The 17,271-nt window shown below is 73.0% G+C and carries 14 protein-coding genes and 1 pseudogene; 5 read left to right on the forward strand and 10 right to left on the reverse strand.

What is annotated here, in order from left to right:
- Positions 1-133: 133 nt before the first annotated feature.
- The gene (locus LADH09A_RS23105) at positions 134-1,033 is read right to left on the reverse strand and encodes a TIGR01777 family oxidoreductase (protein ID WP_238647552.1); all 900 of its coding nucleotides are present in this window, start codon (positions 1,031-1,033) and stop codon (positions 134-136) included.
- A 310-nt stretch (positions 1,034-1,343) separates the two neighbouring features.
- Here LADH09A_RS23105 and LADH09A_RS23110 point away from each other — a divergent pair, with 310 nt between their 5' ends.
- On the forward strand, positions 1,344-2,195 hold the full coding sequence (locus tag LADH09A_RS23110) for an NmrA family NAD(P)-binding protein (RefSeq protein WP_238647553.1): 852 nt from the start codon (positions 1,344-1,346) through the stop codon (positions 2,193-2,195).
- A 29-nt stretch (positions 2,196-2,224) separates the two neighbouring features.
- On the opposite strand, the gene LADH09A_RS23115 is transcribed toward LADH09A_RS23110, so the two are convergent.
- Positions 2,225-3,223: an aldo/keto reductase gene (locus LADH09A_RS23115; protein ID WP_238647554.1), complete on the reverse strand. Its 999-nt coding sequence runs from the start codon at positions 3,221-3,223 to the stop codon at positions 2,225-2,227.
- Between the two features lie 54 nt (positions 3,224-3,277).
- On the opposite strand from LADH09A_RS23115, the gene LADH09A_RS23120 reads away from it, so the two are divergent.
- Positions 3,278-3,697 (forward strand): MerR family transcriptional regulator, encoded by a 420-nt coding sequence (locus LADH09A_RS23120; protein WP_238647555.1) that lies wholly within the window; start codon positions 3,278-3,280, stop codon positions 3,695-3,697.
- Here LADH09A_RS23120 and LADH09A_RS23125 read toward each other — a convergent pair.
- On the reverse strand, positions 3,687-4,190 hold the full coding sequence (locus LADH09A_RS23125) for a hemerythrin domain-containing protein (RefSeq protein ID WP_238647556.1): 504 nt from the start codon (positions 4,188-4,190) through the stop codon (positions 3,687-3,689). The two genes, LADH09A_RS23120 and LADH09A_RS23125, sit on opposite strands and share 11 nt — an antisense overlap.
- Positions 4,191-4,281: 91 nt before the next feature.
- A complete protein-coding gene (locus LADH09A_RS23130; RefSeq protein ID WP_238647557.1) occupies positions 4,282-5,619 on the reverse strand; it encodes a low temperature requirement protein A in 1,338 nt (445 codons plus the stop codon).
- 154 nt (positions 5,620-5,773) lie between these two features.
- Here LADH09A_RS23130 and LADH09A_RS23135 point away from each other — a divergent pair, with 154 nt between their 5' ends.
- On the forward strand, positions 5,774-6,709 hold the full coding sequence (locus LADH09A_RS23135; RefSeq protein ID WP_238647558.1) for an SDR family NAD(P)-dependent oxidoreductase: 936 nt from the start codon (positions 5,774-5,776) through the stop codon (positions 6,707-6,709).
- A gap of 64 nt (positions 6,710-6,773) precedes the next feature.
- On the opposite strand, the gene sucB is transcribed toward LADH09A_RS23135, so the two are convergent.
- A complete protein-coding gene (gene sucB, locus LADH09A_RS23140) occupies positions 6,774-8,612 on the reverse strand; it encodes a 2-oxoglutarate dehydrogenase, E2 component, dihydrolipoamide succinyltransferase (protein ID WP_238647559.1) in 1,839 nt (612 codons plus the stop codon).
- A 67-nt stretch (positions 8,613-8,679) separates the two neighbouring features.
- Entirely contained in the window at positions 8,680-10,071 is a 1,392-nt protein-coding gene (gene lpdA / locus LADH09A_RS23145) for a dihydrolipoyl dehydrogenase (RefSeq protein WP_238647560.1), read from the reverse strand.
- Between the two features lie 178 nt (positions 10,072-10,249).
- On the opposite strand from lpdA, the gene LADH09A_RS23150 reads away from it, so the two are divergent.
- Positions 10,250-10,579 (forward strand): hypothetical protein, encoded by a 330-nt coding sequence (locus LADH09A_RS23150; RefSeq protein WP_238647561.1) that lies wholly within the window; start codon positions 10,250-10,252, stop codon positions 10,577-10,579.
- A gap of 51 nt (positions 10,580-10,630) precedes the next feature.
- Here the strand turns inward: LADH09A_RS23150 and LADH09A_RS23155 are convergent, their stop codons facing one another.
- A complete protein-coding gene (locus LADH09A_RS23155) occupies positions 10,631-12,205 on the reverse strand; it encodes a leucyl aminopeptidase (protein ID WP_238647562.1) in 1,575 nt (524 codons plus the stop codon).
- 162 nt (positions 12,206-12,367) lie between these two features.
- Between LADH09A_RS23155 and gcvT the strand changes: the two genes are divergently transcribed.
- Positions 12,368-13,498 (forward strand): glycine cleavage system aminomethyltransferase GcvT, encoded by a 1,131-nt coding sequence (gene gcvT, locus LADH09A_RS23160; protein ID WP_238647563.1) that lies wholly within the window; start codon positions 12,368-12,370, stop codon positions 13,496-13,498.
- Between the two features lie 176 nt (positions 13,499-13,674).
- Here the strand turns inward: gcvT and LADH09A_RS23165 are convergent, their stop codons facing one another.
- The 3 genes and pseudogenes from LADH09A_RS23165 to LADH09A_RS23175 form a co-directional block, all read right to left on the reverse strand.
- Positions 13,675-14,970: a DUF2314 domain-containing protein gene (locus LADH09A_RS23165; protein WP_238647564.1), complete on the reverse strand. Its 1,296-nt coding sequence runs from the start codon at positions 14,968-14,970 to the stop codon at positions 13,675-13,677.
- Between the two features lie 66 nt (positions 14,971-15,036).
- Positions 15,037-15,810 (reverse strand): adenosylcobinamide-GDP ribazoletransferase, encoded by a 774-nt coding sequence (locus LADH09A_RS23170; RefSeq protein WP_238647565.1) that lies wholly within the window; start codon positions 15,808-15,810, stop codon positions 15,037-15,039.
- Positions 15,800-17,245 (reverse strand): annotated as a pseudogene (locus LADH09A_RS23175) (nicotinate-nucleotide--dimethylbenzimidazole phosphoribosyltransferase); the annotation flags it as partial. The gene LADH09A_RS23170 and the pseudogene LADH09A_RS23175, both read right to left, overlap by 11 nt.
- Between the last annotated feature and the right edge of the window lie 26 nt (positions 17,246-17,271).

Genomic DNA, 17,271 nt, shown 5'->3' on the forward strand with positions numbered 1-17,271 from the left:
GACCCCTGCCCGTGTTGATCAAGAGGTTTGCGTCAGATTCGGGCCTCCGGATGACGCAAACCTCTTGATCAACGGGAACGGCGGCGTGGGCGGGCGGCGGCGGGGCAGGGGTGGGGTGGGGTGGGGGTGGGGGTTAGGGGGTTAGGGCTGCTTGGAGGGCTTGGGGGAGGGTCGGGTGCTGGTAGCGGTAGGCGGCTCGGGTCAGGACGCCGGGGAGGACCCGGGTGCTGGTGAGGGCCTCGTGGGAGAAGCCGCCGAGGGCCACCTTGAGCGCCAGTGCGGGGATCGGGATGATCGCCGGGCGGTGCAGCTGACGGGCCAGCTCGCGGGTGAACTCGATGTTCGTCACCGGGTTCGGCCCCACCACGTTGACCGGGCCGGCGACCTCGTCGTGGCCCAGCAGGAAGAGGGTCGCGTCCAGCCAGTCGGCCAGCGAGATCCACGGCAGCCACTGCCGGCCGCTGCCCAGCCGGCCGGCGATGCCCAGCCTGAACGGCAACAGCTGCGGCTTGAGCAGCCCGCCGTCGCGGTCCAGTGGCAGGCCGGTACGCAGCCGGACGACGCGTACCCCGGCGTCCTCGGCCGGCCGGGTCGCGGCCTCCCACACCCGGCAGACGTCGGCCAGGAAGCCCTCGCCGGCTGGCGCGTCCTCCTCGACGGCCCGGTCGCCGGTGTTGCCGTACCACCCGACGGCCGATGAGTTGAGCAGCGCCCGGGGACGGTCCGCGGCGGGGAGCCCGGCGATGGTGGCCGCCAGTGTCGTGGTGCTGTCCACCCGGCTGGTCCGGATCAACCGCCGGTAGTCGTCGTTCCAGCGCTTGTCGCCGACGCCCGCGCCGGCCAGGTTGACCACCGCGTCCGCCTCGGCGACCACGGCCGGGTCGAGCTGCCCGCCGGCCGGGTCCCACCGCCGCTCCTGCGGGTCGCGCGGCGGCCGACGAACCAGCCGGGTGATCTGGTGCCCGTCCGCCGCGAGCCGGTCGGCCAGCCGGGTGCCGAGGAAGCCGGACGCGCCGGCCAGAAGGATGCGCATACCCCCATCTTCGTCCAGAACGCCACCGGGAGATGCAGGGGGCGGTCACCGGCGGGCGTTCCGGCGAAGAAATGTGCGCGGAACCCTCGTGCGGCGGGAAAGCGCAGGTCAACGGGCGTCCCGGCCACCGAAAAAGGTTGCCACGCAGATTCGGAAGCCGAAGCGTTTCCGCAGGTCAGAGCAAACGTGAATGCGGTGTTCGCGATTGCTTCCGGCATTGATCTGGCTGAGCATGAGTCATCCGAGAGCGCTCCCGTTTGGTGGGGTCGGCTCGCCGTGCCCGCCGTCGGGCGACCCCTGAGGAGGAACCATGCCGATCCTGGTGACCGGAGCGACCGGGACCGTCGGAGGCAGCGTGGTCCGGCAACTGGTGAACGCCGGCCACGACGTGCGCGCGCTGACCCGTGATCCCGCGTCGCCGGCGGCCACCGCGCTGCCCGGCCGGGTGGAGGTGGTGGCGGGGGACTTCGCCAGCCCCCACACGCTGGCTGCGGCGCTGCGCGGCGTGACGCGCATGCACCTCGTGGCGATGGACGGGTACGGGCCGCTGACCACCGGTGCGGAGATCCTGGAGCTGGCCCGGCAGGCCGGCGTCCGCCGCGTCACCCATCTGGGCCACAACGATCCGAGCCGGGCGGACGACGACCCGATCGAGGCACCCCACCGGCCCCTGCACCGGGCGGTGGAGAACTCGGGTCTGGAGTGGACGCATGTCTTCCCGGGGGAGTTCATGGCGAACACCCGCGACTGGGCGGCCGACATCCGCGCCGAGGGGGTGGTGCGGGCGCCATTCGGGGACTGGAACAGCGCGCTGGTCCACGAGGCGGACATCGCCGCGGTCATCGTGGCCGCGCTGACCGGGGACGGCCACGCCGGCCGGGTGTACCAGCCGACCGGGCCGGAGCCGGTCCGCCGCCGGGACGCGGTCCGGATGATCGGCGAGGCGATCGGCCGCCCCGTGCGCTTCGACGAGCTGACCCCGGAGCAGGCCCGCGAGCACTGGAAGGACCTCTACCCGACCGAGGTGATCGAGTGGTTCCTGGAGATGGGGCAATATGCCGACAGCAGCGGCTGGGTCGCCCCGGACGTCGAGCAGGTGACCGGACGCCCCGGGCGCACGTTCCGGCAGTGGGCCGCCGAGCACGCGGACGACTTCCGGTGACGACGCCCCGGGGCGACGGCCGTCGACGGTCAGGCCGCGTGGGCCGGGCGCAGGTCCGCGAGCAGTCGCTCCACCTCGGCGTACGCCTCGGCGCTCAGCGGGCCGAGCGTCAGGGTCGCCAGGTTCTCCTCGGCCTGGGCCACCGTGCGCAGGCCGGGGATCGGCACGGTACGCGGGCTGCGCGCCAGCAGCCAGCCCAGCGCGCCCTGTGCCAGGGTCCGCCCGTCGGCGGTGAGCGCCGCGCGGACCTGATCCACCCGGGCCGCCCAGCGCGGTGTCGGCCGACCGTCGGTGAACCACTCCAGCCACTCCGGGGCCCGCCCGCGCACGTCGTCCGCCCCGACGGCCCGGGTCGACCCGGTGAGCAGCCCCATCGCCAGCGGCCCACGGTTGAGGCTGGCCAGGTCGTGGCTGTCGCAGACCGCCAGCACCGCCGCGTTGTCGCGCAGCACCGACTCGTCGTGCTGGATCGCGGCGCAGTGCGGGCCGGCCGCAGCGAACGCCTCCGCCGAGGCGGGGTTGTCGGTGCTCCACCCGTACGCCCGGATCTTGCCCTGGCCGACCAGGTCCTCCAGGGTGCCGACCAGGTCGAGCGCGGCGGGCACCGGCAGCTCGTTGATGTGCAGTTGGTAGAGGTCGACGTGGTCGGTGCCGAGGCGGCGCAGCGAGTCCTCCAGGCTGCGTACCGCGAAGGCCGGGCTGGCGTCGGTGCCGAGGGCCCGGCGGGTGGCCTCCTCGCCGACGTTGCCGAACTTGGTGGCGATCACCGCGCTGTCCCGCCGACCGGCCAGGGCCCGACCGAGGATCCGCTCGCTGTGCCCGGCGCCGTAGTTGCTGGCCGTGTCGAACAGGGTCACCCCCAGCTCCAGCGCCCGGTGGATGGTGCGGATCGACTCGTCGTCGTCGACCTCGCCCCAGCCGAACGGCTGCCTGTCCTCACCCCAGAGCGGGCCACCGATCGCCCAGCACCCCATCCCGATGGCGCTCACCTCGATGCCGCTGCGTCCCAGCGTCCGTGTCGTCGTCATGGTCATCAGCCTCCAACCTGGAGTGCGCTCCAGGTCAAGCCCTACGATCTCGACATGAGCGGTTACGCCCCCTCGGAGGCCGCCCGCCGCAGCGGCTTCAGCCTCGACACCCTGCGGTACTACGAGAAGATCGGGCTGCTCGCCGACGTGGGCCGGACGACGGGCGGCCAGCGGGTCTTCACCGACGACGACCTCGGTTGGCTGGTGCTGTTCCGCTGCCTGCGCGACACCGGGATGCCGATCGCCCAGATGTGCCGCTACGCGGAGCTGGCCCGCGAGGGCGAGCACACCGCCGACGAGCGGCGGGAGCTGCTGCAACAGCACGCGGCTCGGGTCGAGGAGCAGATGCTGCTGCTGAGCCGCCAGTACGAGCACCTCCGGGAGAAGATCCGCTTCTACGAGCGGCTGCCCGGGCCGGTGCCGGAGACCGACCAGCCCACCGCAAACCGGCTCGGCCCAGCCGTCAGTCGGTGACCTGCGACGGAACGGTCAGGCCGAGGAGTTCCTCGGCCGTCCCGGGTCGGCCGGTGAGCGCGTTCAGCGCGGAGACCAGCCGCTTCTCCTCGTAGCGGAAGTGCGACTCCAGCAGGGCGGCCAACCCGTCCAGCTCACCGCGCACCTGGGCGAGTGGCACCGCCGTGTCACCGGCGAGCAGCGCCTCGACCCGTTCCAGGATCCCCGCCACCACCTCGTGGTCGGTGATCAGGTTCGCGATGACCGGGCGTAGCTCGGGAACCTCCTCGGCCAGCAGCCGGAACGCGCCCGCGTCCTCGCCGGTGTGGTGTCGGCCGAGTGCGGCGCAGAAGGTCAGGCAGTGACCGCGTAGGTCGCGGGATGGTCGGGCGTCGCCCGCGGTGTCGAGATCTGCCCGGAGACGGGCCAGTTCCGCGCCGAGCCAGAGGTGGATCTCGATCATCTGATTGCCGACGGCGGCGAGCCGGTCGGCCGGTGAACCGGTCGGGTGCACGTTCGTCCCATGCTGTCCCCGCGCCTCCATGCCCACGGCGGCCTTCGAGCCGGGTACACCGCGACGCTGCGCCGGAGTCTATCCGACGCGATCATGGGGTGGTCGGCTCGTCGGTCTCCCGGACGTCGTGCCAGCGCGCCCGCCAGGCGGCCTCGTGGGCCTCGTGGGTGGTCCGCTCGTGGAAGACGGCGGCCCGCAACGCGTGCCGGGAACCCGACATCACCATCACCTCCACGGCCACCAGCGCCACGCAGATCACGGTGGCGAGGGTGAGCGCGCCCAGCGCCGGCAGGTGCTGACCGACCGGGAGGGCCGCCGTGAGCACGACGATGACGCCGACGCGGGTCCAGCTGACGGTGTGCAGGGTGCGGAGCTGGAACAACAGGTTGACGGCGAAATAGCAGATCAGCCCGCCGAAGAGCATCGGCACGGCCGGGCCCTCGACCTTCTCGGCGATCCCGCCGGTCGGGTCGGTGATCTTGTGCAGGATCTCCTCGTTGCCGATGGAGAAGAGGATCACCCCGGCGATCATCGGCAGGTAGAGGTACGCGTACGCGTCGCGGGCCATGGCCACCCGGGGGCCACCCTCCGCCGCGTGCAGGGCGATCCGGGCGGCCGGCCCGATGAAGTCGAAGTGCGCCCACCACAGGGCGGCGGTGATCACGATGCCGAGCGCCGCAGCCGCCACCGCCGGCCAGGTGACCGGCTTGCCGAGCAGATTGCCGCCCACTCCGGTGGAGATGATGGACTCGCCCAGCGCGATGATCAGGATGAGGTCGTAGCGCTCCGTCCAGTGCTCGGCGCTGGTCACCCCCCAGCCCCAGGTGCCGACGATGAAGCCGGTGGCGTACTGCACCACCACCACGGTGATCCACAGCCCGTCGCGGACCAGGGCGGCCCGGTCGGGGTCGGTGATCTGCGGCGGGATCAGCGCGGCGGCCAGCAGCAGCACGATGCTCACCGCCAGCTCCGGGGCGAAGCGCCGCAGCTGCCGCCGCTCCTGCGGGCTGTCCTTCACCACATGCTGGTACAGGATCATGTGAACGGCCCGGACCACGACGTAGCTGATGGCCACCAGCATCGGGCCGGCGGCGCTTCCCTTCGGGTCGTTGAACGCCTGCGGCAGTGCCAGCGCGAACGCGAACAGGGCGACCATCGCGATCACCATGAGCACCGGTACGTAGCCCTCGCCGAGCCGGACCCGGGTGGCCACCAGGCTGTGCACCACCCAGATCCACCAGAGCACGGCGAGCACCAGACCGGCGTGCAACAGCTGCCGGCCGGAGATGTTGGCGGCGGTCGCCCGGGTGATGATGAAGAACGAGAAGACGAAGACCAGGTCGAAGAAGACCTCGAACTTGTCCACCCGGGCACCGGGCGCAATCGGGACGGCCGGTCCCAGTTGTCCACCCCGCCGGTAGCCGCCCACGAACCCACTCTGGCAGCGTCCGGCCTGCTCGGAGGCCTGAACGGCGATGGCGGCGGTGTCCGGCGTTACCTCCGGTCCGGGCCGGGAAAACACCGCGACCACGGCCTCCGGCAGCGGGCCGGTCGGTCCGACCCGCCCTGGACAAGGATGGATCATGACGACGAACAACCCGATCACCACCTCGTTCGCCCATACCTCCACCGCCATGGACGTGATCCGGGGCGTGGACCTCGTCCGGCGGCGGGCGATCGTCACCGGCGGGTCGTCCGGCATCGGCGTGGAGACCGCCCGCGCCCTGGCCAGCGCCGGCGCGGAAGTGACCCTGGCCGTCCGCAACCCCGACGCCGGTCACCAGGCCGCCGACGACATCACCGCCACCACCGGCAACGACCGCGTCCTGGTCGCCCCGCTCGACCTCGCCGACCAGGGGTCGGTCGCCGACTTCGTCGCCAACTGGGACGGACCGCTGCACATCCTGGTCAACAACGCCGGCATCATGGCCGCACCCCTGTCCCGCACCCCCCAGGGCTGGGAGATGCAGTTCGCCACGAACCACCTGGGGCACTTCGCGCTCGCCACCGGGCTGCGCCCGGCACTCGCGTCCGGCGACGGGGCCAGGATCGTCTCGGTCAGCTCCGCCGCCCACCTGCGCTCACCGGTGGTCTTCGAGGACATCCAGTACGACCAGCGAGAGTACGAGCCGTGGCAGGCGTACGGGCAGTCCAAGACGGCCAACGTGCTGTTCGCCGTCGAGGCGTCCCGGCTCTGGGCCGACGACGGCATCACGGCCAACTCGCTGATGCCCGGCGCGATCCGGACCAACCTCCAGCGCTACGTCAGCGAGGAGGAACTGGAGCGGCTGCGCGCGGGCAACACGGCGGCCTGGAAGACGGTCGAGCAGGGCGCCGCCACCTCGGTGCTGGTCGCCGCGTCGCCGCTGCTCGACGGTGTGGGTGGGCGCTACTTCGAGGACTGTCAGGAGGCCGCCCCCGCCCAGCCCGGCGGGCGCACGGGAGTCGCGGCGTACGCGCTGGACCCGCAGGCCGCCGAGCGGCTCTGGAAGGTCTCGACCGCGCTGCTCAAGGGCTGAGGACCGCAGACGGAAGGGCGCCCCGGTCGACGACCGGGGCGCCCTTCTCGGCGTTACGGGCGGATCAGGCCAGGCCCAGCTCCGACTCGAAGTTGCCGGCCTCCAGCCGCTCCTTGACCGCGGTCAGGAAGCGAGCGGCGTCGGCGCCGTCGATCAGCCGGTGGTCGTAGGACATGGCCAGGTAGACCATCGACCGGATCGCGACGACCTCGCCCAACTCCGGGTCGTTGACCACGACCGGCCGCTTGACCACGGCACCCGTCCCGAGCATCGCCGACTGCGGCGACGGCACGATCGGGGTGTCGAAGAGCGCGCCCCGGCTGCCCGTGTTGGTCACCGTGAAGGTCGCCCCGGCCATCTCGTCCGGGGTGATCTTGTTGGACCGGGTGCGCTCGGCCAGGTCGGCGATCCGCTTGGCGATGCCGCCCATGTTGAGCTCACCGGCGTTGTGGATGACCGGCACGAGCAGCCCGCGCTCGGTGTCCACGGCGATGCCCAGGTGCTCGGCGGCCGGGTAGGTGATCGTGCCACCTTCCAGGTCCATGCTGGCCTGGACGATCGGGTACGTCTGGAGCGCCTCGATGGCGGCGAGCGCGAAGAACGGCAGGAAGGACAGCTTCACGCCGTGCTTGGCCTGGAACGACTCCTTCGCCCGCGTCCGCAACTTGGCGACCCGGGTGACGTCCACCTCGACCACCGTGGTGAGCTGGGCCGTCTCGTGCAGCGACTGCTGCATCCGCTTGGCGATGGTCGCCCGGATGCGCGGCAGCTTCTCGGTGGTGCCCCGCTTGCCGCTCGGCTGCGGCTTCGCGGCCGGCTTCGCCGCAGCTGCCGACGGAGCGGCGGCCGGCGCGGGTGCGGGAGCTGCCTTGGCGGCCTTCGCCTTCTCGGCGGCCTCCAGCACGTCCTGCTTGCGGATCCGGCCACCCACGCCGGTGCCGTTGAGCGAGGACAGGTCGACGCCGTGCTCACCGGCCAGCTTGCGCACCAGCGGGGTCACGTACCCGGCGGCGTCCTCGCCGCCACCCTGGGCCGGGGCGGACGGACGCGGCGGCGTCGAGGCCGGCGCGGCAGGCTGCGAGGCCTGCTCGGTCTTCGCCGGCTGCGCCGAGCTCTCGGTCTCCGCGGCCGGCTCGTTGTACGACATGCCGGGGGTCGGCTCCTCGACCTTCGGCTCCGGCTTCGGCTCGGCCTTGGGCGCCGGCTTGGCCTCCGCCTTCGGCTCGGGCTTCGGCTCCGGCTTCGCCTCGGCGGGAGCCCCACCGGCAGCGCCGATGATCGCCAGGTCGGCACCGACCGCGGCGGTCTCGTCCTCGGCGACCTTGATCTCCAGCACCGTGCCGGCGACCGGCGACGGGATCTCGGTGTCCACCTTGTCGGTGGAGACCTCCAGCAGCGGCTCGTCGACCTCGATGGTCTCGCCGACCTGCTTGAGCCAGCGGGTGACCGTGCCTTCGGTGACGCTCTCACCCAGGGCCGGCATCTTCACCGCGGTGCCCTCGCCCGAGGAAGCGGCGGCGGGAGCCGGCGCCTCGGTCGGGGCCTCGTCCTGGGCCACCTCGTCGGCGGTGCCCTCGGCGGCGGCCGTCGGCTCGGCGGCCGGCTCGACCTCCTCGGCCGGGGCCTGCTCCTGCGGGGCAGCCTCGCCACCGCCGGTCGACTCGCCCTCACCGGAGATGACAGCCAGCTCGCTGCCGACCTCGGCGGTCTCGTCCTCGCCGACCACGATCCGGCTCAGCACGCCGGCAGCGGGCGACGGGATCTCGGTGTCGACCTTGTCGGTCGAGACCTCGAGCAGGGGCTCGTCGACCTCGACCGTGTCGCCCTCCTGCTTGAGCCAGCGAGTGACGGTGCCCTCGGTGACGCTCTCGCCGAGCCGGGGCATGGTGACCGATACCGGCATTTTCTGAGACTCCTTCATTCCCCTGGTGGGATCTTCGCCCGTCGCCGGACGCCGCGGTTGTGGATGATCAGGCGTGCGCGTGCAGCGGCTTGCCGGCGAGGGCCAGGTGCGCCTCGCCCAGGGCCTCGTTCTGGGTCGGGTGGGCGTGCACGAGCTGGGCGACCTCCGCCGGGTAGGCCTCCCAGTTGTAGATGAGCTGCGCCTCACCGATCAGCTCACCCACCCGGGCGCCGATCATGTGGACGCCGACCACCGGGCCGTCCTCGACCCGCACCAGCTTCACGAAGCCGGTGGTCTTGAGGATCTGGCTCTTGCCGTTGCCACCCAGGTTGTAGTTGTACGTCTTGACCTTGTCCGCGCCGTACTGCTCCTTGGCCTTCGCCTCGGTCAGACCCACCGACGCCAGCTCCGGGTCGCAGTAGGTGACGCGCGGGATGCCGACCTCGTCGATCACGGCCGGGGTCTGCCCGGCGATCTCCTCGGCGACGAAGATGCCCTGCTGGAAGCCCCGGTGCGCGAGCTGGAGGCCGGGCACGATGTCACCGACCGCGTAGACGTTCGGCACGCTGGTGCGCAGCCGCTCGTCGGTCAGCACGTAGCCGCGGTCCATCTTGACGCCCTGCTCCTCGTACCCGAGGTTGGCGGTGTTCGGGCCGCGACCCACGGCGACCAGCAGCAGCTCCGCCTCGACGGTCTCGCCGCCCTGGATGGTCAGCTTGACGCCGCTCTCGGTCTTCTCGACCTTCTCGAACGGCTTGCCGACCTTGAAGTTGATCTTCCGCTTGCGGAACGCACGCTCCAACGCCTTGGACGACTCCTCGTCCTCGGCGGCGACCAGCCGGGGCAGCGCCTCGACGATCGTCACGTCCACACCGAAGGACTTCCACACGCTGGCGAACTCGACGCCGATCACGCCGCCACCGAGCACGATCACCGACGACGGCACCCGGTCCATCGTGAGCGCGTGGTCGCTGGTGATGATCCGCTCGCCGTCGACCTCCAGGCCGGGCAGGCTCTTGGCGTACGAGCCGGAGGCCAGGACGATGTTGCGGCCGGTGTAACGCTTGCCGTCCACCTCGACCACGTTCTTGCCGACCAGCTTGCCGGCGCCCGCCACGAGGGTGATGTTCTTCGTGCCGCCCACCAGGCCCTGCAGGCCCTTGTACAGGCGGGCGATCACGCCGTCCTTGTACGAGTTGACGCCGGCCATGTCGATGCCGATCAGCTCGGCCTTCACGCCGAACTGCTCCGACTCGCGGGCCTGGTCGGCGATCTCGGCGGCGTGCAGCAGGGCCTTCGTCGGGATGCACCCGTTGTGCAGGCAGGTCCCGCCGAGCTTGCCCTTCTCGATCAGCGCGACGGAGAGATTCAACTGGGCGGCGCGCAGGGCCGTCGCGTAGCCGCCGCTGCCACCTCCGAGAATGACGATGTCGAAGGTCGCTTCGTTCGGCTCGCTCACGTCCAACTCCCAGGTCGCGTCGCTGCATCGGGGGTCACGGGGCAGTAACACGGACACACCCCACCTCGGTCATCTTGTCACCACTGGGCACAGGGTGCGTACCGAGGTGCCCAACGACACGTCATCGACACGTACCCTTGGCACCGTTGTCGATGACACATCGTGGGGGAGAGAACCGGTGGGCCTGTTCCGGCGCCGCAAGCAGACGGCTGTGCCGAGCCATGACCGCGCTGCCAGTCGCGGCGATCTGGACCATCTGGAGAACTTCATCCGGAGTCGGCGCGGCGTCGAGGCGTACATCGAGCCCCGCACGACGGTGACGGAGACCACGGTCATCCTGATCGCCGACGACGGGGAGTGGACCCGCCGGCGCATCGACGGCCCGGACGGCGCGCGACGCTTCGCCCACCGGATGGGCATCCCGGTGTACGACGTCCGACTGATGGGCTACCCGCAGCGGATGCGCGACTTCAACGAGCGCCGCAAACGCCGCCCCGAGCGGTACTGAGAGATCAGGAAGGGCCACCTGCCAACGCAGGTGGCCCTTCCGGGAAATCCGTCAGCCGTTGGTGGCGACGTCCTCGACAAGCTGCACCAGGGTGCGGACCGGGACACCGGTGCCGCCCTTGGTCCAGTAGCCGGTCGGCTCGCCCGAGTGGTAGCCCGGCCCGGCGATGTCGATGTGCGCCCAGGCCACGTCGTCGGTCACGAACTCGCGCAGGAACACCCCGCCCTGCAGCATGTGACCGGCCCGGTCCATGCCGGCGTTGACCTGCGAGATGTCCGCCACGTCGGACTCCATGCCCTTGCGCACGTCGTCGGGCAGCGGCATCGGCCAGGCCGGCTCGCCGACCGCGTCGCCGACCGTCTGGACCCGGTCGCACAGCTCCGGGGTGCCCATCACGCCCGCCATCCGCTTGCCCAGCGCGATCACCTGGCCGCCGGTCAGGGTGGAGGTCTCGAACAGGTAGTCGGTGCCGTCCGCGCAGGCGCGGGCCATGGCGTCACCCAGGACCATCCGGCCCTCGGCGTCGGTGTTGAGCACCTCGACCCGCTTGCCGTTGAACATGGTGATCACGTCACCCGGCCGGTAGCTGGTGCCCGACGGCATGTTCTCCGCCATCGGCAGGTACGCGCTGACCGCCACCGTCGGCTTCAACGCGGCGATGGCCAGCATGGCCGCGCCGACCGCGGCGGCGCCCGCCATGTCGGACTTCATCTCCCACATGCCCTGCGCCGGCTTGATCGAGATGCCGCCGGTGTCGAAGGTGATCCCCTTGCCGACCAGCGCGATCCGCTTGCCGTTGCCGCCGCTCTGCGGGGTGTAGGTGAGCTTCACCAGCCGCGGCGGGGCCTCCGAGCCCTGCCCGACCGCGACGATGCCGCCGTAGCCGCCGGCGACCAGCGCCGCCTCGTCCAGCACCTCGACGCCGAGGCCCGCGGCACGGGCGGCGTCGGCGACCGCGTCGGCGAACGACGGCGGGCGCAGCTCGTTCGGAGCGGTGTTCACCCAGTCCCGACTGGTCCGGACCGCGCCGGCCACCGCCAGCGCCCGGGTGACCTCCGCCTGGGCGCCCGCGTCACCGGCGTCGGGCACCGCGATGAGCACCTCGGCGACCGGCTCCCGGCGGGTCGGCTGCGGGCGGGTCTTGTAGCCGGCGAACCGGTACCCGCCGAGCAGCGCACCCTCGGCGACCGCGCGCAGCTCCGCCGAAGCGTCCGCGTCGTCCGGCAGCGGCAGGGACAGTGCGACCTTCGGAGCGCCGGCCAGGGCCCGGATCGCCGTACCGGCGGCCCGGCGCAGCGCCTCCGGGGCCGGGGCGGCACCCGACGGCTCCGGGCCGAGGCCGACCGCGACGACCAGCGGGGCGGTCACGGTGCCCAGCGTCGCGAGCTTGACGACCTCACCCGGCCCACCGGTCGCACCGAGCAGCGCGAGGGTCTCGGTCAGCTTGCCGTCGAAGGCGACGGCGATGCTCTCCGCGCCGCTGGCCAGCAGCAGGGTGCCGGCGAGGCCGCTGGTGGCGCCCTGCTCTCCGGTCTGGCTGTGCACGCCGATCACGATCGCGTCGACGGCGAGCTCGGCCGGGTCGGTGTCGACCAGGCTCAGGTTGGTGGTGCGGGGTGATGTCACTGAAGCTACTCCGGGCGGGCCGGGCCGGTCGCGGCGTCGCGTACCGGCGGTGAAGGTCTCCGGCGGAACCTACCCGCCGGACGTCATGGCTGTCCCGCCGACAGCGCCAGCGGGCTCCCGCCGATGCTAACCAGCCACGTTGCCCCCGGTAAGTTGCCACCCATGACCGACGTGACCTCCGACGCCGCCGCGACCCGGCTGCGTCGTTCCCCACTGCACGAGCGGCACATCGCCGCCGGCGCCAAGTTCGCCCCCTTCGGGGGTTGGGAGATGCCGCTGGAGTACGCCGGCGGCGGTGTGCTCAAGGAGCACACCGCGGTGCGGACCGCGGTGGGGGTCTTCGACGTGTCGCATCTGGGCAAGGCCCGGGTGAGCGGCCCGGGCGCGGCCGACTTCGTCAACGCGTGCCTCAGCAACGACCTGGGCCGGATCGGTCCCGGCCGAGCGCAGTACACGCTCTGCTGCGACGACGCCACCGGCGGTGTGGTGGACGACATCATCGCCTACCTGTACGCCGACGACCACGTCTTCCTCATCCCGAACGCGGCGAACACCGCCGAGGTGGTGCGCCGGTTGCGCGCCGCCGCGCCCGCGCAGGTCAGCGTCACCGACGAGCACGAGGCGTACGCCGTGCTGGCCGTTCAGGGCCCCCGCTCGGCCGACTTGCTGGCCGCCCTCGACCTGCCCGTCGAGCACGGCTACATGAGCTTCTCCGCCGCGAGCCTGGCCGGGATGGAGCTGACGGTCTGCCGTACCGGCTACACCGGCGAGCTGGGCTACGAGCTGGTGGTGCCGGCGGAGCACGCCGTGGCCGTCTGGGATGCGCTCTTCGCCGCGGGTGCGGCGTTCGAGCTGCGCGCCTGCGGCCTGGCCGCCCGGGACACGCTGCGTACCGAGATGGGCTACCCGCTGCACGGGCAGGACCTCTCCCTGGACATCAGCCCGGTGCAGGCCCGTTCCGGCTGGGCCGTCGGGTGGGACAAGCCGGCCTTCTGGGGCCGCGACGCGCTGCTCGCCGAGAAGGCCGCCGGCCCCCGGCGTACGCTGCGCGGCCTGGTGGCCGTCGACCGCGCGATCCCGCGGCCCGGGATGACCCTGCACGTGGGCGACACACAGGTCGGCGAGGTGACCAGCGGCACCTTCTCGCCGACCCGCAAGCAGGGCATCGCGCTGGCCCTGGTGGACACCGACGCCAACCTGGCCGACGGTGCCGAGGTGGAGATCGACATCCGAGGCCGGAGAGCCCCGCTGAAGCTGACGAAACCCCCCTTCGTAACCCCCGCAGTGAAGTAACCCACCCACCCACCCACCCACCCACCCGCCGGGTCCCACCCGGGTCCCCGCCGGGTCCCCGCCGGCCACCCAAGGCCGTCGATCATGAAGTTATTGCCACCGCCGTCGGCGTGTCGCGGCTATAACTTCATGATCAACCCGGGGGTGTGGGTGGGGGTGGGGTGGGGGTGCCGGGGTCAGGTTGTGGGGGTTGGGGGTTCGCCGGAGTCCAGGACTGCCTGGGTCCAGCCTCCTTCGATGACGCCGGTCGCGTCCAGGACCGCCCAGTCGACGACGTCGGTCGCCTCCACCACGACGGGGGCGCCGATGCGGACCGACGGGTCGGTGTTGGCGTCGCTGGCGCTCACGCCGACGATCCGCTCCGGGGTCTCCCAGGAGGTGACGCCCGCCCAGACGTACTCCGGGCCGTCGTCGCCGGGCAGGCCGTACTTGACCACGAGCTGCGACTCGGCGGGAAGGTGGCCGGCGACGAAGCGGGCGCGCGCGTCACCCAGCGCGGCCCGGGCGGTGGCGACCGCCCGGCTCATCGCGTCACCCGAGCGGGCGTAGCGCACGTCCGGCTGGATCCCGGAGAACAGGGTCGCGCAGGCGGCGGCGTAGTAGCGCCCGTCCGGGCCCGGGTGCCCGGCCGGTGGGCGCAGGCTGAGGAACGAGTCGGCCTCCGGGTCGGTCGCCGGGTCCAGTTCCAGGCGCAGCAGCACCGGGGCGGTCGCGCCGTGCTGCTCCGGGTTGCCGTACGCGACCGCGATGTCGTGCCCGGTGACCGTGGCGAGCACCGGGAGCTGCACGAACGCCGGAACCTCCTCGCCGGTGAGCCCGTCGGTCCAGTCCCGCAGCAGCCGGCGTGCCGCCCCGGTCATGACCGCACCCCAGGCGCGGGTGAGGTGGTCGGGCACCCCCTGGGTCTGCAACTCCAGCAGCCCGAAGCGGCGCAGCCCCTTGGTGGTGAACCACAGCCCCTCGGTGTCCGACGAGTACGGCACCAGCACCCAGTCGACCAGCCGGATGCGGCCCTGCTCGTCGGGGAGTGAGCGCAACGCGGTCGCCGGGTCGAGGAACTGAAGGCCGAAGACGTCCACCACGTCGCCGTCGACGGACTCCGCCACGGCCGCCGCGACCGCTCGGGCCGCCCACTCGTGCGCGGGCGGCCAACCCGGCCGGTACTCGGCCTGCACGACCACCAGGTGGGTCGCCGCGGCCAGCCGGGCCAACTGCTCCTCGGTGGCGCCGAACGCGGTGAGCAGGTCCGGTGGCAGTTCGGGAAACTCGCTGATCGGCCGGGTGTCGACGCTCATCAGCGGGCTGTCCAGCATCTGCCGGGCCAGCCCGTGCACCGGCTCGGCCAGCCGGCCGGTCAGCGCCGCCACCGCGGTCTTCGCGCTGACCTTCGGCAGCCCCGCCATCGGCACCAGGTAGGTCGCGCTGAGCGACTCCGGCACCGGTACGGGCAGGAAGTCGTCCGTGATGAGCATTCTGGTTCCCCCGGTGGCCGTGCCGGTGCTGTCGAGCCGAACGCTACCCGGCCCGCCGCGCCCGGTTCAGCCGGACAGCACCAGACCCAGGTAGACCAGCGTGGTGACCACCTCGACGGTCGCGCCGAGGACGTCCCCGGTGATACCGCCGAGCCGGCGTACCACGTGGTTCAGCAGCAGTGACGCGACGGCGAGCGCGGCGGCCACGGCCAGCGGCCCCTGCCACGGGCGGCCCGGCACCGCGGGCACCGCCAGCAGCGCGACGGCGACCGCGCCGACGGTGAGGGCCAGCGGGCCGACGGTGCCGGCCACGAGCGCGCCGAGCCCGTCCGGCCGGGCCGCCGGCACTCCCCGCCGGCAGGCCACCGTGACGCCGAGCCGCCCGGCGGCGGTCGCCGTGACCACCGCCGCGAGACACGCCGGCCAGGACCGCCCCGCCAGGTCGGTGAGCGCCGCCGCCTGCACCAGGAGTACGACCACCAGGGCGACCACCCCGAACGGGCCGACGTCCGGCTTCTTCATGATCTCCAGCGCGGCCGGACCCCGGCGGTACGAGCCGAGCGCGTCCACGGTGTCGGCGAGCCCGTCCAGGTGCAGCCCCCGGGTGAGCAGCGCGGCGGCGGCGACCGTCACACCGGAGGCCACCAACGGGGGAGCGGCAGCGCCGGTCAGCAGCAGCACACCGGCCAGCAGGGTGCCGAGCAGCGCGCCGACCGCCGGGGCGAGCGCCATCGCGGTGCCGGCCACCGGGCGGTCGATCCGTCCGGCGCGTACCGGCAGCGTGGTGAACGTGGTGACCGCGAGCCGGGTGCCCGCGAGGAACCGCGACTCAGCCGGCACGCCAGCCCGACGCCGGCTGCTCGTCCGCCCCGGTGCTCGCCGGGCCCGGCCCGGCCGGTTCCGGCTCGGCGAAGTCGGGCTCGGCGAGGTCCGGGTCGCTGTCGTTCACGTACGGGTCGTTCACGTCGGGGTAGCTCGGGTCGGTGGACTGCGGCTCGTCGGCGGCCGGGGCCGTCTCGTCGCCGCCGCCGAGCGACGGGTGGACCGGCAGCGCGGCGGACAGCGCCAGCACCGAGCGCAGCAGCGGGAGCGCGACCAGTGCGTTCGCGCCCTCACCGAGATCCATCCGCAGGTCGAGCAGCGGGGTGAGGCCGAGCACGTCGGCGGCGAGCCGCACCGCCGGGTGCCCGCCGTGGTCGGCGAGCAGGCACCAGTGCCGGGCCTGCCCGGCCAGGTCGCGGCTGACCATGCCGGCGGCCACCCCGACCGGCCCGTCGAGCAGCACCGGCACCCGGCGCGCGGTGGCGCCGAGCAGCACGCCGGTGGCGACCGCCACGTCGCCGCCGCCCAGCTCGGCCAGGATGTCCTTGGCGCCGCGCGACGAGCGGCGGGTGCGGTGCAGGGCGTCGCGGACCGCCGCGCAGCGGATCATCCACGCCGCGTCGTCGATCTCGCCGGATTCGGTGATCACCCGGCCCAGCACTGCCGGCGGCTCCGCGCCGGCGGTAGCCGCGAGCACCGCCGCGGCCGCCGCCTCGGTGCCGGCCCCACACGCCCCCAGGACCAGCAGCTGTACGCCGGCGTCGGCCGCCTGTTCGGCCAGCCGCCAACCGTAGCGCAGCGCGGACTCCACCTGGTCGGGTGAGAGCGCCGGCTCGTCCTCCATCGGGGCGGAGGCCGGGGCGTCCACCACCTGGAGGCTGGCGCCGCTCTCGGCGGCCAGTCGCGCCAACGCGCCCTTGCCCGCGCGGGCCTGCGCCGCCCGGCGCGCCGACTCACCGGCGACGGTGCCGGCCGACCCGCCGCCGGCGTGGTCGCCGTGCAGCAGCAGCACCCGCACGGAACTCCAGGCGCGGGGGGTCGAGGTGCCCTGGGTGGCGGCGGCGAAACCGACCACCCGGTCCAGTACGCCCAGCCCGGCACCCGGTACGTCCAGCGTGGCCAGCCGGTCCACCGCCTGCGGGCCCGCGTACTCGTCGGGCATCGGCAGCTCCATGCCGGGCTGGATGACCAGCCCGGTGGCCACCATCGGCAGTGCCATGGTCGGGGCGGCCCAGGGGTTGCCGGGCTCCTGGTTCGGTGCGGCCGGCGGCGCGTGCGTCAACACGTCGGGCAGCTGCACCTCGGGGGTGGGCTCGGCGTCGGCCAGGGTCGCGACGACGGGTGCGGTCACGCTGGCCGGAGCTGCCGGAGCTGCCGGAGCTGCCGGAGCTGCCGGAGCTGCCGGAGCTGCCGGAGCTGCCGGCGCGGCGGCGGGGACCGCCGGGGGGATCGGGGTGGCGTGCCGGCGTCAGCACGCCC

The organism is Micromonospora cabrerizensis (assembly GCF_022230955.1).
Lineage (GTDB): Bacteria > Actinomycetota > Actinomycetes > Mycobacteriales > Micromonosporaceae > Micromonospora > Micromonospora cabrerizensis.

Coding starts and splice junctions, on each gene's coding strand:
- LADH09A_RS23135 (WP_238647558.1), top strand. CDS start 5,774: ATGACGACGAACAACCCGATCACCACCTCGTTCGCCCATACCTCCACC.
- sucB (WP_238647559.1), bottom strand. CDS start 8,612: ATGCCGGTATCGGTCACCATGCCCCGGCTCGGCGAGAGCGTCACCGAG.
- gcvT (WP_238647563.1), top strand. CDS start 12,368: ATGACCGACGTGACCTCCGACGCCGCCGCGACCCGGCTGCGTCGTTCC.
- LADH09A_RS23165 (WP_238647564.1), bottom strand. CDS start 14,970: ATGCTCATCACGGACGACTTCCTGCCCGTACCGGTGCCGGAGTCGCTC.
- LADH09A_RS23115 (WP_238647554.1), bottom strand. CDS start 3,223: ATGACGACGACACGGACGCTGGGACGCAGCGGCATCGAGGTGAGCGCC.
- LADH09A_RS23120 (WP_238647555.1), top strand. CDS start 3,278: ATGAGCGGTTACGCCCCCTCGGAGGCCGCCCGCCGCAGCGGCTTCAGC.
- LADH09A_RS23110 (WP_238647553.1), top strand. CDS start 1,344: ATGCCGATCCTGGTGACCGGAGCGACCGGGACCGTCGGAGGCAGCGTG.
- LADH09A_RS23105 (WP_238647552.1), bottom strand. CDS start 1,033: ATGCGCATCCTTCTGGCCGGCGCGTCCGGCTTCCTCGGCACCCGGCTG.